Origin of the sequence: Granulicella pectinivorans, from assembly GCF_900114625.1 — a bacterium.
Classification (GTDB): Bacteria; Acidobacteriota; Terriglobia; order Terriglobales; family Acidobacteriaceae; genus Edaphobacter; species Edaphobacter pectinivorans.
This window is the reverse complement of record NZ_FOZL01000001.1, coordinates 515,895-531,143: the sequence shown is the minus strand read 5'-3', so window position 1 is coordinate 531,143 and position 15,249 is coordinate 515,895. Positions and strand designations below refer to the sequence as shown.

At 61.3% G+C, this 15,249-nt stretch carries 9 protein-coding genes; 4 read left to right on the top strand and 5 right to left on the bottom strand.

Going from position 1 to position 15,249, the window contains the following annotated elements; all coding sequences use genetic code 11:
• Nucleotides 1-23: 23 nt before the first annotated feature.
• Nucleotides 24-3,074, bottom strand: a complete 3,051-nt coding sequence (locus BM400_RS02035) for a TonB-dependent receptor (protein WP_089836162.1) — start codon at nucleotides 3,072-3,074, stop codon at nucleotides 24-26.
• A 542-nt stretch (nucleotides 3,075-3,616) separates the two neighbouring features.
• Between BM400_RS02035 and BM400_RS02030 the strand changes: the two genes are divergently transcribed.
• Together BM400_RS02030 and BM400_RS21535 are read left to right on the top strand one after the other, a co-directional pair.
• Nucleotides 3,617-4,546 carry a LysR family transcriptional regulator gene (locus BM400_RS02030; protein ID WP_089836160.1) on the top strand — a complete coding sequence of 310 codons (930 nt, stop codon included), beginning with the start codon at nucleotides 3,617-3,619 and terminating at the stop codon, nucleotides 4,544-4,546.
• A 27-nt stretch (nucleotides 4,547-4,573) separates the two neighbouring features.
• Entirely contained in the window at nucleotides 4,574-4,783 is a 210-nt protein-coding gene (locus BM400_RS21535; RefSeq protein WP_141223779.1) for a hypothetical protein, read from the top strand.
• Between the two features lie 71 nt (nucleotides 4,784-4,854).
• Here the strand turns inward: BM400_RS21535 and BM400_RS02025 are convergent, their stop codons facing one another.
• From BM400_RS02025 to BM400_RS02015, 3 genes are all read right to left on the bottom strand, one after another.
• On the bottom strand, nucleotides 4,855-6,396 hold the full coding sequence (locus BM400_RS02025; protein ID WP_089836158.1) for a S41 family peptidase: 1,542 nt from the start codon (nucleotides 6,394-6,396) through the stop codon (nucleotides 4,855-4,857).
• Between the two features lie 629 nt (nucleotides 6,397-7,025).
• On the bottom strand, nucleotides 7,026-7,418 hold the full coding sequence (locus tag BM400_RS02020) for a YybH family protein (RefSeq protein WP_175528817.1): 393 nt from the start codon (nucleotides 7,416-7,418) through the stop codon (nucleotides 7,026-7,028).
• A 114-nt stretch (nucleotides 7,419-7,532) separates the two neighbouring features.
• Nucleotides 7,533-8,786 carry an amidase gene (locus tag BM400_RS02015; RefSeq protein WP_175528816.1) on the bottom strand — a complete coding sequence of 418 codons (1,254 nt, stop codon included), beginning with the start codon at nucleotides 8,784-8,786 and terminating at the stop codon, nucleotides 7,533-7,535.
• A gap of 112 nt (nucleotides 8,787-8,898) precedes the next feature.
• On the opposite strand from BM400_RS02015, the gene BM400_RS02010 reads away from it, so the two are divergent.
• On the top strand, nucleotides 8,899-10,296 hold the full coding sequence (locus BM400_RS02010) for an APC family permease (RefSeq protein WP_089836151.1): 1,398 nt from the start codon (nucleotides 8,899-8,901) through the stop codon (nucleotides 10,294-10,296).
• A gap of 49 nt (nucleotides 10,297-10,345) precedes the next feature.
• On the opposite strand, the gene BM400_RS02005 is transcribed toward BM400_RS02010, so the two are convergent.
• The gene (locus tag BM400_RS02005) at nucleotides 10,346-10,789 is read right to left on the bottom strand and encodes a nucleoside deaminase (protein WP_089836149.1); all 444 of its coding nucleotides are present in this window, start codon (nucleotides 10,787-10,789) and stop codon (nucleotides 10,346-10,348) included.
• 221 nt (nucleotides 10,790-11,010) lie between these two features.
• On the opposite strand from BM400_RS02005, the gene BM400_RS02000 reads away from it, so the two are divergent.
• Complete coding sequence (locus tag BM400_RS02000; protein ID WP_089836147.1) at nucleotides 11,011-14,883, top strand: carboxypeptidase-like regulatory domain-containing protein; 3,873 nt, start codon at nucleotides 11,011-11,013, stop codon at nucleotides 14,881-14,883.
• The last annotated feature ends 366 nt before the right edge of the window (nucleotides 14,884-15,249 follow it).

The window sequence follows — 15,249 nt, the reverse complement described above, 5'->3', positions numbered from 1 at the left end:
GCTCATCTGCCTTCATGTGCTGCCTAGAACGAGAACCGTCCGATGAACTGCAGCGAACGGGCAAAGTACTCCACCGGATTGCCGGTCACAGCCAGCGGTGTGCCATACGCATTCGCGCCCGTCCCAATGCTCGTGGTCGTCGCGAAGTTGCCGTAGTTGGAGTGGTTGAAAAGATTGAACGCCTCGACCGCGACGATCGCATGGTACTTCTCCTTGAACTTGAACGACTCCTGCAGACGCGAGTCCACGCGGTTGTACTTCGTCCCGCGGAAGCCGTCCCGCTGCATGATCCAGTACCCATAGCCTGCGTCGTAGTAGGCCTTCGAGATCGGTGCATAGCTCACCACGCAGGCCGCCACCGGGCACGTCGTACCTGGCGCGATCGGCTGTGCCGCGAACGTCCGCGTACCCAGCGTGTACCCGTTCACGCTCGCGCCCGTGCTCGGCGCAAATGCCTGTCCCGACCCGAAGTGATACAGGCTCGAAAGCGACAACCCATACTTCCATTGGTACTCGCCTGTAACCGTCAGCGTGTGCCTCTGGTCGTCCGTGCCATTCGCCCACTCCTGCTGGATGCCGCTCTTGAATGGCTTGTTCGGATACGAGAACGGGCCATTGGTCGAGTTCTTCGTCCGCCCCGCCGTATACGCAATCGCGCTCGTAAACCCCTTCGTCGTCGCATGCTTGATGCCCACCTGCAGCGCATCCGCAATCACGCCCGCTCCCGGATACGTCGTGAACTGCCGCACCGTCGCACCGAACAGGTTGTTGCACACCTGCTTGGCTGCAATGCCGCCCGGTCCACCCGTCGCCAGGTTGCTCACCGTGTCCAGCAGAATGCTCCCATTGCCGCACGAACGCGTCGCATACGTAGCGGCCGTAATCGCGCTGCTCGGGTTCAGGTTCTGCTGCGGATTCGCGGGGTTCTGCAGCAGGTTGCCACTCAACGCAATGAAGTCGTCATACACCCGCGTATGCACAAAGTCCGCCGTCAGCGTCGTGCGATACCCAAGCTCTCGCTGGAACCCGAACGAAGCCTGCAGCGAGTAAGGCGTCTTCGCGCCGCGCGCCACCGGCTGCGGTGCGCTCACATAGTTCTGCGGGTTCGCCAGCGGGTTCTGTCCCGCGAACGGAGTCGGCAGCGACAGCGCCGCGCCGCCCGTCGACTGGTTCGTCGAAATCGTCGCCTGCAGCGCTCTGGTCGTGCTCGAGTAAAGCTGCTCGTCGATGATCGCGTTCGCCACCTGATCGGCAAAGTAGAGTCCCGCACCGCCACGAATCGACGTCTTGCCATCGCCAAAAGGATCCCATGAGAAACCGATACGCGGCGCGAAGTTCGCATTCGGATTCGTATTCGGCGTCAGCAGTCCCGGCGTCGGCACATAGCTCGTGTTGTACGCCCCCAGATCGTTGTCATACCGCAGCCCAAGGTTCAGCGTAAGCCGCGGCAGAATCTTCCAGTCGTCCTGCGCCCACACGCCGATGATGTTGCGTCCAATGCTGATGTCGTAGCTGCCGAACCCCTGCGTGAACGTCATGTTCGTATTGCAATAGGCCGCAATCGCCGCATAGTTCCAGTTCGTGTTATCCAGCGTGCCGTTCGGAAAGAACGTTGAGTACATCGCCGCCGTCACCGCGCCTTTATTGGAAGAGCAGCTCGTCAAACCGCCGCGCGCATACTGCGCAAACGATCCGCCATGGAACGTATACAGATACTCGCCGCCCAGCTTGAAGCTATGCTTGCCCTTCAGCCAGAAAAGGTCGTCCCGATACTGCTGCGTCGCCTGGCTGAACGTCTCCGGCTGGTTATACGGCTCGCCCACCGTTACCGCCGGCAGCGCAATCACAATCGAGTTGTCGTTGTAGTACGGCAGGTTCTGGAACACGAAGTGGTGATAACCCGCACGCACATCGTTGATCAGCTTGTCCGAAATCACCTTGTCCCAATCGAACACATACCCATAGCTCGAATAAGCCGACGAGTACGATCCGCTCGGCTCCGCAGCGCCTACAAAGTCCTGCTTGTTATCGAACTTGTCCACCCGCACCAGGAAATGGTTCTTATCGTTCCGCTGGTAGTCGAACCGTCCCAGCCACTCATTCACCTTCAGCGTCGAAGGATGCGAAAACGCCGCGCCGATAATGGGCGAAGCCGTATACGTGCTCGGCTGGTGCTCGCCTTCATACGAGCCGAAATACCAAAGCTTGTCCCGCTTGATCTTCCCCCCGAACGTACCGCCATACTGCTCATCGGCAAACACGTTCACCTTCTTCGAAATCGGATCCGCCGCATTGAACGCCGAGTTCCTGAAGTAGCCGAACCCGCCGCCATGAATCACGTTCGTGCCCGACTTCGTCTGCGCATTCACATAGATCCCCGCCGACCGTCCCGCCGTCGCATCGAACCGGTTCGTAATGATCTGAAACTGCGAGATCGCATCCTGCGAAAAACGCGGCTGCCCAAAGCTCGATCCCACCGAGTCCTGCGAAACCTGCAACCCATCCATCGTGATCTGGAACTTGCCCGTCTCCGCATCGCCATACGACGCCCCGCCCGGAGCCGACACCGGCGAGTTCCCAAACGCATTCGCCTTGATCCCCGGAATCAGCGTCGAAAGCGCAATGTAGTTGCGCCCATTGATCGGCACATCCTCCACATCCTTCGGCGTCACATTGCCCGCCACCACCGACGACGTCGTATCGATCGCCAGCGCATCCGACGACACCACCTCCGTCGTCGTCGAGCTCCCCGCCAGCGGCAGCATCACATCCACCTGCGCCAACTGACCCACCAGCAGCAGAACCTTCTTCTGCACAATCTTGAACCCCGGCGCGGTCACCGTAATCGCATACTGCGCCGCCACCAGGCTCGGCAGCACATACGATCCCTGCCCATTCGTCGTCGCAAAGAACGACGAGCCGTCGACCTGCTTCACCTCCACCTTCGCCCCGACAATCACCGCGCCCTGCGAGTCCGTCACGACCCCGCTCAGACCCGTCTGCTGTGCCAAAAGGCTGGAGGAAACAACCACAAACCCAACGAGGAGGAGGAGACTGCGAAACGCCTTCTTCATGAATGAAAACCTCTTTTTATAGTGGAAAAGTTGCCGCAAAGATGTCAGAGAGACGAGGGGGGAAAGAGCGCACACTGAAAGGTGGATCGACCGCGCGAACGACCGGCGAAAGTCCCTGGGGAAGTACGTGTCAGTCGATCCGGAGAGCCCCGCAACATCGGGCCTCGAAAAGAGTCCGGAATCGAAGGAGAGTCGTTCCCAAAACGTGCCGGCGAGGTTTCCTGGTGCCGTTCGGGACGACCGTGAAGGCGTGCAAAGCGTTCATCGCGGACTGAGATGGAATGTGAATGATTCAAAGCTTAGGGGCAGCCCAATACCCTGTCTAATCGAAAGATTTTCGTCCGTGATAGAAAAAATCGATCAAAACCCTGCAGTAATCGTTGACATCCCCAGAATCAGGGTGGAAACTTGGCCCAACACCCAACACTTTTTTCCAGACTTTCACGTTCTGTCCGTACGCCCGTTTTCACGTTTCTGATACCGCACCCCGGCCACGCTCCCCCGCGTCTCCTGGCCGTCTTCGCGACACCGAGGAACTCCAAATGGACTTCAGGATCAGGCAGTTGCAGTGCTTCCTCACCCTCGCCGACCTTCTCCACTACGGCCGCACCGCGCGCGCTCTCTACATGAGCCAGCCCACCATCACCTTCCAGATCAAGTCCCTCGAAGAATCCTTCAACGTCAAGCTCTTCGAGCGCTCCCGCCAGGAGGTCTCCCTCACCCCCGCGGGCCTCGCCTTCCGCCACTACGCGCAAACCATCGTCGACACCGTCACCAGCGCGCAGCGCCGCCTCGCCGACCTCGAACGACGCCACCACCTCCGCCTAAGCTGCACCGAACTCGGCCAGGAGGCACTCCCCCGCATCCTCCGCGAGCTCGCCCTCAACCACTCCGACTTCGACCTCCAGCTCTCCGAGCTCAACCGCGAACAACAGCACGCAGCCCTCCAGGAAGAACGCATCGACGCCATCTTCATGGTCAGCGACCCCTGCATCCCCGGCGTCCGCTTCGACCTCCTCCGCGACGAGCCCATCGTCCTCCTCGTGCCGCGCCAGTCCCCCCTCGCCAGCCTCGACACCGTCTCGGTCCACGAGCTCCGCCACCACAACCTCCTCGCCTCCCGCCTCGAAGACTGCGCCGTCGGACAGCCCTTCCTCCACCGCATCCTCGCGCCCCATGGAATCGTTCCACGCATCGTCGAGGCCCCGCACTCCCACGCCGCCAAGTTCGCCTACCTCGCCGCCGGCGCGGGCCTCCTCCTCGGCACCCCGTCGATGGCCCAAACCCGCCCCGACGTCGTCGCCCTGCCCATCGAAGAACATCTCCCCATCGTCCGTCTGGGGCTGGTCTCCCTCAAGACGAACCAATCCCCAGCCCTCACCCTCTTCCGGGCCGTCGTACAAGGCTGCTTCCGCGACAAGAAGCCCCCCACGCCCATCCCCCACCCCATGCCCCTCGAAGCCACCGCATAAATCCCACTCAGCGTCGCTGTTGGCCGTTTGGCTGTTGCTGTTGCCCTTTTGGCCGTTGCAGTTGCCCTTTTGGTTGTTGCGGTTGCCCTTCTGGTTGTCATCCCCGAAGGGGATCTGCTTCTTCTTTTGCGTTTGCCATTGCTGGCATCCCGCCATCATCCCAAGGCCGACCCTGTCGCTCCTATTCAAGACGTTCGACAAGCCGGCATATCGGGCCTGACCGCAGTGGATGAGTGACTCGGCGATGATGAACGAATCGAGAACGGAGAGGGGTGATGAACAGCCCGTTTTGGCATATTGAATGAAGATCAGAAATGAATGAGATTAAGGGCACTCGACAAAGCATCATCTCTGCCATCAATCAGACTTTGCACGGTCGTTGGTTTTATGTAAGCAGGTTGTATGCCGCGGCGCGCATTCTCTTGCTCAGTCACCGCGTTCCAGTAGCCATAAAAGGGTACCGTCACCTTGACTCCTGAATTGGGCAGTTTCAAGGTAGCTTCCAACCCGGAATTATTGCCGAAGTACGCGCCTCCGGTCTCTTCGCCGATGAAGACCGCTCGTTTCAGATGTCGCAAGATAGCGCAAACATCCGCAGCCGTCGAAAATGTATTTCCGTCGATGAGGACATAAACAGGCCCTTCAAAAGAGTTCTTTTCCGGTGCTTGCATACCGACACCCGAATGATAGGCGGGAGTAATCCGAAAGCCACCGGAGGTCTCGGCCACCGTTCCGGCACGCAGCTTGTCAAGGGCGCCCTGGGTCAAATTCGTGTCAGCAAGGAAACTTGGATCAAGTGTTTTTACGTCGATGTGGTCGAAGTAAGCAAAGGGCGCATCTCTCAATTCCGAAACCAGAAGTGCACCGTACTGGTCGTGTCCTCCGCCATTACCACGCAGATCGATGATGAGCGCCTTTGTCTTCCTCTCGTGCAACGCCTTGAAAACATCACCTAGCTTTTTCGGGAAGTCATCACCCAGGAAATAGCCAATATGTAACTCTGCTACCTCTCCATCGCGAAAAAATCGGACGGCGACATTATCGCGGGTCCAGGAAATCTTTTGAAAACCCGTCATCACCGGTGCGTTCAAAGGATTATTAGACTTCTCGCGCTCAGCATCGGTGACGCCCTTCAGCTCGACGACGTGTACAGAGCCAGATGCTTCACGAACTTTGACAGTAAAGTGCTCTGTCTGCCCGAATAAGAGCCAGTAGAGCTGATCGAAGTGGCGAATCTGCCGCGCTCGTCCTGTTTGAATATCCCCATCTCCCGCGAGCACCGTCCACATCATCGCGATGATTTTGCTTGTCGGTTGGCCGTCGACTGCAAGAATTTCCGCACCTGGATGAATCGTAGTGTCGTCGGACTGATTCAGCACAACAATCAATCGCGCGCCTTCCATTTGCACACTTAGCGGAAACTTACGCGCACTCGTCATTGCCGCGCGCGTTAGTGCATCTTGTTCGTAAAGAGTGTGTCCACATCGAATGCTGGCCAAAGTTTCAGCCACGATTCTGACAAACTCGATTCGCGTGACGGTATGGTTCAGCTTCTTGCGCTCTCGAGCAAACATCCGGTCTATCACAGCTCTTGAGGTATATCGGTACAGCCCGGGATGGGCCTCCTGAAGTGATCCGCGAAGGAGATCGAAATCAGCAGTTGCCTGTTGGGAGTCTAGAGTTACAGAAGAAACAGAAGTGTTTGCCTGCTCTGTCTTCGTCGCGGCGGTCCCGAGCTCGATTCTGGAGCTGGCTGAGGCTGAGTGACAAACAACGCATAGAATGAGGCTTCCGGTAAACGTAGCGAGTCGGTGACGTCCGAAGTGGGGCTTGAATACGTCTGACTTCATCGCCCCATCTTATACGTGGCAACAGGCACGGTATAGAAACCGGATGATGGGCTGAGGTCCACCATCGACACCAAGTAACACCGAGTCACCTTTTGTTCGCTAACGGCTAGAGCGATTCGAATCTCGACTGTTGACAACAGGCCGATGCGCTTATTGAACGCACCCTGTGCCCGTTTGGACCATTACTCCCGATAAACGCCGTTCTCGTCAGTTTTGGATCGCTGACAGCAAGCCGATTTGTCATTACCAATCGTCCCCGGTCGTCGAGACAACAAGGCAACATCGGTGTTAGCTTCGTCGATAGAAACCAGATGCGTCATTGGATACATGCCCTGCTTTTCGCAATGGTCGGCGCAGTCTTATGCGGCGGATTCATGGGATGCGGCACATTAGTACTCGGGCATGTGCGACCTATGTGGATGGAGTTTGACTACGCTCCGAGGTGGGGATTTTACGGCTTTGTAGCAGGAGCCATAGTCGGCTCCATCGTCACTTGGTTGGCCAGGGCTTCGAATGCAAGAGCTGAACCGCCAGAAGCATCAGACTGATATTGACGATCGGCTCGGAATCGATCCCCGCATACGCACTTGCCCTCAGCACCACAACACGCCCGGCTCAAGCCAACCCACTCACCCATGCAGCGTAACGAAGATCTCTGATCGAAGTTTCCAGCCATCCGCTGTTCGCCGCCACATCGCAGCATAGCTCCCGGTATACGCGACGGAACCGGAGGGAAGCGTCGCCACCCAACTGCCATGCTCTGCGGCCAGCGTCTGATCGTCGGCTACCTTGACGACCTCAGGCGTGCGCACATAAGTCATGCTTTGCTTCGGCCGGTCGAAGCCCTCTTTGAACAACTTCAGATACGCGGCACGCGATGGGACGAACGTGCCATCCCCGATGACTCCGACATAGTCCTCGTCAAGGGAGGCGCCAACGCCAAGCACATTCCGTCGCGCAATCGCGCGATTGGAGTTGTCTCGAGCGCGGCGGATGCCCGCTTCATGCGACTCTTCGTGCAAGCCTGTCTCGTGCCTATCCTTCTGATCTGTGCAAAGCCAATAACACCTTATCGCAATCACCCGGGCAGAGCCACCGCAGGCCGTTCACCCAGCAACACAGCACAAGCCAAGGACCTACCCCAACCCAACCGCCCCCAGAAACCCCAGCAACTCACCCTCCGCCCCACTCCGCCCAATCACCTGCACGCCCGTCCCAAACTCCTCCCCCGGCAGCGCTATCACCGGCAGCCCCGCCAGGCTCACCGGAGTCGTATACCGCAGGAGAGCCGCCCTCACCGCCGTCTGGTCCGCCTCCACCCGCAACCGGCTCACCGGCGCACACGGCATCATCAAAAAATCGAACTCCTCCAGCAGCCCATCCATCCCCGCACAAAACCACCGCCGCCGCTCCCTCAACGCCGCAACCTGCTCCGGAGCGAGCGACTCTCCCCAGGCCAATCGCTGCGCAATCGGCCCTTCAAACTCCGCATAGTGTCCCCGATGAATCCCCGCCGCCTCATGCGCCTGGATCCCTGCAAAGATCTCCATGCTGTCGTCCCACGGAGGCACAAACTCCACCAAAGTAGCCCCCGCCAGCACCAGAAACTCCTTCCACGCCCGATAAGCCGCCAGGACCGAAAGCTCACAATCCCCCATCCAGCTCTCGCTCACACACCCCATCCGCAACCCTCGCGGAGCGGCAACCTCAATCCCAAACACCCCACCCACCAGGTCCGCCGCATCCCGCGTATCCTGAAACAAAAGCCCCAGCGTATCGAACGAAGGCGCCAGAGGGTGCCCACCCCGCCACATCCCCGGCCAGGCCCTCTCCGGAAAACCCTGCGAGGCCCGAAACCCCACCAGCCCGCACAGCGCCGCCGGCACCCGGACCGACCCACCCGTATCCGTCCCGATCGCCGCAATGGCCGACCCTTCCTGCACACTCGCCGCCGCCCCGCTCGAAGACCCACCCGTCAGCAGCGCCGCATCCCGGGGCTGCAGGCAATCCCCATAAAACGCATTCTGCCCCGTAATCCCATACGCCAGCGGATGCAGATGCGTCTTCCCCGGAATCCAACACCCCACCTCCCGCAACCTCTCCGCCACCGCCGAATCCCGCTCTGACACCGGGTTCGTCTCCGCATAAAACCTTGCCCCGCACGTCGTCACCGTCCCCGCGACATCGAAGCAATCCTTGATCGAAATCGGCACCCCATACAAAGCCCCCCGCACCGGCTCCCCCACCGGCTCCAGCAGCCGCACATACGTATTCCCCAACGCATTTCCATTGGCGCGCCCGCCAAACTCCCGGGCCACACCCAACGCGTCGCTCTCTCCCGTATCCAGACGTTCCCGCAGCGCCATCAAAGGCGAAATCCCCTCAAACATCCTCATCCTCCGAGCAAAAAAGTTGACGCCCCGCGCTCAACCGGTCAGACTCAAGCTTCCAGACCCAAATCTAAACCCACACTGATCCCATAGAAACGTCAGGAGCGTCTGCATGGAGTTGGAGGCAAGCGGCAAAGCGGCAATCGACCAGATACCCCCCTCCTACCGCCTCAAACAGAACATCCTCTCCCCCCTCGAAACCCTCGCGCAGTCCGTCTCCACCATCGCCCCCAGCACCACCCCCACCATGACCATCCCCCTGGTCTTCGCCCTCGCCGGCAACGGAACCTGGCTCGCCTACGCCCTGGCCCTCGCCGCTCTCACCCTCGTCGCGCTCACCATCGCCGCCTTCGCCCGCCACTCCTCCTCCCCCGGCTCCCTCTACGTCTACATCCGCGAGACCCTCCCGCCCTTCTACGCCAACCTCACCGCCCTCGCCCTCTTCTTCGCCTACGTCACCACCGCCTCTTCCGTCATCGGAGGCTTCGTCGCCTACTCCTACGTCGTCCTCGGCTCCGTCGGCAAGGAGGTCCCCTCCGTCCTCTTCGCCCTCCTCGCCGCCGCCGTCTCCATCGCCGTCGCCTACCGCGACATCCAGATCTCCACCCGCCTCATGCTCTGGATCGAGGGCATCTCCGTCCTCCTCATCGCCGTCATCGTCTCCATCACCCTCGTCAAACACGGCCTCCACGTCGACCCCGCACAGCTCCACCTCACCCACGTCTCCCCCACCGGACTCCGCCTCGGCGTCATGCTCGCCCTCTTCTCCTTCGTCGGCTTCGAGAGCGCAACCACCCTCGGCGAAGAGGCACGCAACCCGCTCACCACCATCCCGCAAGCCGTCGTCCGCTCCGCCGTCTTCTCCGGAATCTTCTTCGCCGTCTGCGCCTACGGCCTCGTCCTCGCCTTCCAGGGCTCCAATCCCGCCCTCAACGACACCGCCGCCCCCCTCAACACCCTCGCCATCCAGGCCGGCCTCCCCTTCATCGGACACATCATCGACCTCGGCGTCCTCGTCAGCATGTTTGCCGCCACCCTCGCCTGCATCATCGCCGGAGCCCGCGTCCTCATGCTCATGGCCCACCACGGCCTCGCCCCTCGCGCTTTCTGCCGCACCCACGCCGCAAACGACACCCCCGGCCTGGCCGGCCTCGCCACCGGACTCCTCGCCGTCATCCCCACCGCCATCCTCTGCTTCCGCGGCGTCTCCGGCAACGACATCTACGGCTACATGGGCTCCGTCGCCGTCTTCGGATTCCTCACCGCCTACGGCCTCATCGCCGCCGCCCTTCCCGTCCACATGCACCGCCGCGGCCACCTCACCGCCCCCTGGATCGCCCTCTCGATCCTCTCCATTGCCGCCGTCCTCGCCGCCATGGCCGGAACCATCTTCCCCATCCCACCCGCGCCCTACCGTTACTTCCCCTACCTTTACCTGGCCTACTTAGTCGCCGGCCTCATCTGGTACAACTTCAAAGCCGGCCAACGGGAGGCCCAGGCGAAGCCGTAAAAAGTCACGAAGCAACCGCCCCCCACGCAGTGGGCCCGCCCCGCCCGCCCTAAACCCCAATATCCTCAAACCAGATCCCAGGCTGATCCCGAATAAACCCACCCATCATCTCGATCAACTCCGGCGACGCCAGATCCACCACCTTCACCCCCGCCTCCCGCAGCCACTCCACCCCACCCGCAAAGTTCACCGACTCCCCCACCACCACCGTCCCAAATCCGAACTGCCTCACCAGACCGCTGCAGTACCAGCACGGAGCCAGCGTCGTCACCATCACCAGGTCCTTGTACGACCGCTGCCGCCCCGCCCGCCGAAACGCATCCGTCTCTCCATGGATCGACGGATCCCCTTCCTGCACTCTCCGGTTCCTGCCTGAGCTGAGCAACTGCCCATCCGCGCCAAAGATCGCGGCCCCTACCGGAACCCCGCCTTCTCCTAAACCGATAAGTGCTTCCGTCCGAGCTACTTCCAGCATCTCTGAAAAATTCGTCATCGTCTACCCCTTACGGAACCCAGAATATCTCACGAAACTTACGACTTTTTTCTTTGGACATAGGATGAATTTCCGTTACAGTTCTGGGTACTAGCTCTAAAACTCAATCGGCTCGATAACCAGATTCCCCGGCTTTTTAAGTTACAGGCAACACATAGGCCTTCTGCATCGCCGTATCACTTATTAGACCCTCAACCAAAGTAGTTGGAGGTAACGCCCCCGTGTCTTCAAAATTCAAGCTTGCGCTCGCTCTTCTCCTCACCATCTTCCTTGCTCTTCCCCGAGCGCACGCTCAGCAGACCCTCGGAGGCGTCGTCGGTACCGTCACCGACGCAACCGGAGCCGCGCTCCCCGACGTCACCGTCACCATCGTCGCCGACGGCACCAATCTCACCCGCACCGCCACCTCCTCCGCCACAGGCTCCTACGCCCTGCCGAACCTCCCCATCGGCACCTACACCCTCAGCTTCTCCCGCCAGGGCTTCGCGACCTCCCGCTTTCCCGGCATCGCCGTCCAGGGCGACCGCACCGCCACCCTCCCCGTCACCCTCAAGCTCGGCTCCATCTCCGACGCCGTCACCGTCGAGGCCACGCCCCTCCTCAACGCCGTCGACACCACCAACGGCTACGTCCTCGATAAGGCCCAGATCGACGCCATCCCCCTGCCCACCGGCTCTCCCCTCGGCGCGGCCATCCTCACCCCCGGCGTCAACGCCGAACTCAGCCCCGGCACCGGAGCCGGCGCAGGCCTCGGCAACCCGCCCATCTGGGCCAACGGCCAGCGCGACACCTCCAACTCCTTCTCGCTCAACGGCGTCGACGTCTCCAACCTCTTCAACGGCAAATCCACCAGCTCCGTAGGCTCCGCCCGCGTCGTCAACTCCACCGGCGTCTCCTCCAGCAACGGTGCCGCCGGCGTCATCCAGTCCGCCGCCTCTATCTACCTCTCCATCGGCAACGCCATCCCCACGCCCGCGCCCGAGACCATCGAAGAGGTCCGCGTCAACGCCAGCATGTACGACGCCGAGCAGGGTGCCACCTCCGGCGCGCACATCGCCATGAGCACCTCCTCCGGAACCAACACCTACCACGGCACCGTCTACGGACACCGCGGCACCAACGCCCTCAACGCCGCGCCCTTCTTCTTCAAGAACGATCCCATCCTCGTCTCCCAGGGCCTCGCCAACCCCGAGCTGCATCGCTATGTCGTCGGTGGCACCTTCGGCGGTCCCATCATCAAGAACAAGCTCTTCGGCTTCGTCGCCTACCAGCACCTTCAGGTCTCCGATCAGGAGATCGGCTACTCCTTCCTCGACGTCCCCGTAGGCCTCTCCGACACCAACCGCGACGCCGCTGGCTTCGGCGGTCTCGTCGATCAGGCCTTCGGCACCACGCTCGCCACCACCCCCTCTCTGGTCGATCGCACCGCCCTCGCCCTCTTCAACGCGCCCTCCCTTCCCGGACAGCCCGGCAAGTGGCTCATCCCCAACGACACCGGCAGCGCCTCCATGTCCGCCGCGCACCCCTTCAACGCCGTCATCCCCGGATCGGGCCGCTTCAAGGCCGACATGGGCGTCGCCAACCTCGACTACAACATCAGCTCACGCGACACCCTCGCACTCAAGTACTTCTACCAGCACGACCCCACCCTCGCCCCCTACTCCTACTCCTCGGTCCCCGGCTTTACGGAGCACCTCGACTCCGGCGCGCAGGTCTTCTCCATCATCAACACCTACCTCGTCAAATCGAACCTCTCCACCACCGAGAGCATCGGCTTCCTCCGCCAGAAGACGTACGCCACCAACGAGCAGCCCTTCGGCCCCGCCAACATCCCCGGCGGCGCGTCCATCAACGTCTTCGGCTCCGGGTACTTCCCGGGCGTATCCGTCTATAACGACCTCGGAAGCTTCGCTGGAGCCAAGGGCCTCTCAGGCAGCGGCATCCTCAACATCGGACCCAACGCCGAAGGCCAGGCATCCAACACCGGCGTCTTCCAGAACCGCATCCAACCCGCCGCCAACGCCATCTGGACCCTCGGCAAACACACCGTCACCTTCGGCATGAACTACAGCTACACCCAGCTCAACACCATCGACAAGCGCACCGGCACCGGCACCGTCGCCACCGACGATCTCTCCGCCTTCGCCCAGGGCTACGTCACCCCTGGCGGCTCCTCGACCGGGTTCTACGTCTCCAGCTTCCTCTCCGGCAACGCCAGCCGCTACTACCGCGCCAACCAACTCGGCTCCTACGTGCAGGACAAGTTCCAGGCCACCCCCACCCTCTCGCTCACCGTCGGCATCCGCTACGACTGGGATGGAGGCCTCACCGAGAAGCAAGGGCGCATCTTCAACTTCGATCCCACCCTCTACAACTACAACGCCAACTCCGACACCATCGTGAACTCCGGCCTCATCATCGCCGGCAACAACGCCAACGGCACCTCGGGCGTCTCCCCCACCACCCTCACCGGACGCCAGTGGGGCTTCGGCCCCCGCGTCGGTGCCGCCTGGCAGCCGGAGATGTTCAACTCCAAGGTGGTCGTCCGCACCGGCTTCGGCATGTACTACGATCGCGGCGAACTCTTCAGCTACTTCTCGCCCGGATACGCCATCGGCACCGTCACCGGTGGCCCCTTCGGCGTCAACCAGCAGTTGCCCTTCGTGACCTCCTCGCAGTGTCCGGTCAACACACTCTACGACTACTACATCCCCACCTGCGGTTCGAACACCAGCGGCCCCGGCGGCTCCAACGATCCCTACGCCCCGCCCACCAACCCACCCACCGCCGCAGAAGGCAACCTCGCCAACCCCTACAGCTCCACCCTCCGCAACCCCGTCTCCGCCAGCCCCAAGGCCTCCGACCTCATCAACTACCTGCCTACCATCGCCCAGATCAACAACGGCGGCCAACCCGTCTCGCTCGGCGTCTACGACCGCACCAACAAGCTGCCCTACACCTACAACTACACCCTCGACATCCAGTGGCAGCCCCGCAACGACCTCGCCATCACCCTCGGCTACGTAGGCAACATTGGCCGTCACCAGGTCATCCCGGTGCCCTTCAACCAGCCCAACATCGCCTCGCCCTCCAACCCCATTCACGGGGAGCATTACAGCTACGGGTACACCGTCGGTGGAGCCACCCTCCCCGATGGCAGCGACTACGACGCCGACTACGAAGGCGGCAACGTCGACCACCGCGTCCCCTACGTCGGCTACGCGGCCGAGTCCATCACTTACAAGGCCGCGGGGGTGAACGCCTACAACGCCCTCCAGGCCCACATCGAAAAGCGCATGAGCAAGGGCATCCAGGTCGGAGCCTCTTACACCTACTCCCACGCTCTCGACGAGCAGTCCGGCATCGGCCTCTTCTACAACGGCAACAACCCCCTCAACCTCCGCGATGCCTACGCCTCGGCCGACTTCGACCGCACCCACGTCCTCAACTTCAACTACGTCTTCCGCCTGCCTGACCTCGCCAGGAAGCACTCCGTCGAAGGCTACGTGGTCAACGGCTGGTCCCTCGTAGGTCTCACCGTCATCCAGAGCGGCCAGCCCTACTCGGTCATCGACTTCACCGGCGCCGTCGGATCGGTCTACTACTCCACCAACAACGGCATCACCAACCCCATCGTGCCCCTCGCCCCCGGCTGTACCCCGCAGAACGCCAAGACCGGCCTCTCCGGAGCCTTTGGCGATGCGGCCCTCAAGGCCTCCTGCTTCACCGTCCCGCTCCTCGCACCCGGAGCCCTCAACGGAGCCATCCCCACCAGCGACACCTTCGAGACGACCTTCACCCACGGACAGCGCAACATCTTCCGGCAGGCCTTCCAGAAGCGCGCCGATGCGTCCTTCGTCAAGATGACCAGCTTCTCCGACCGCTACCAGTTGAAGTACACCTTCGACATCTACAACCTCACCAACTCCGCCAGCTTCGACGTCCCCGGCAACGAGGTCGCCCAGAACCAGAACTACAACTCCTTCCCCACCGCCGGCCAACCGCTCTACAACGCCCCTTACGGCATCGGAGTCGTCACCCACACCATCGGCTCACCCCGCCAGATCCAGATGTCCCTCCGCCTCCTCTTCTAAACTCACAGAGCTCCAAACAACTCCAACCCCATCCTTTCGGCTTCACCGAAAGGATGGGGTTTTCCCTTGCACGATGCCGCACCCGCCGTCACCTTTCTGTGTGTCATCCCCGAAGGGATCTGCTGTTGCTGTTGCCTTTGGGATGAGAGTGGGGCTTCAGCCCCACGTCAAAGGAAAAGGGAAAAGGGGGCTTCAGCCCCGGTCCCTTGCCGTTGCCTGATCCGTCGTTCATCCTGTGGAATCCGTGTCTCAAGCCCGCCGATAACCCGCACAAACAGAAACCCACATTTTCCAGACATTTGGCCACACGATCCATGCATTTGCCCACACTTTAAGGACCAAAAACCTTCTGGTGAAACATTGGGA

Coding starts and splice junctions, on each gene's coding strand:
- BM400_RS02010 (WP_089836151.1), top strand. CDS start 8,899: ATGGAGTTGGAGGCAAGCGGCAAAGCGGCAATCGACCAGATACCCCCC.
- BM400_RS02030 (WP_089836160.1), top strand. CDS start 3,617: ATGGACTTCAGGATCAGGCAGTTGCAGTGCTTCCTCACCCTCGCCGAC.
- BM400_RS02025 (WP_089836158.1), bottom strand. CDS start 6,396: ATGAAGTCAGACGTATTCAAGCCCCACTTCGGACGTCACCGACTCGCT.
- BM400_RS02005 (WP_089836149.1), bottom strand. CDS start 10,789: ATGACGAATTTTTCAGAGATGCTGGAAGTAGCTCGGACGGAAGCACTT.
- BM400_RS02015 (WP_175528816.1), bottom strand. CDS start 8,786: ATGTTTGAGGGGATTTCGCCTTTGATGGCGCTGCGGGAACGTCTGGAT.
- BM400_RS02035 (WP_089836162.1), bottom strand. CDS start 3,074: ATGAAGAAGGCGTTTCGCAGTCTCCTCCTCCTCGTTGGGTTTGTGGTT.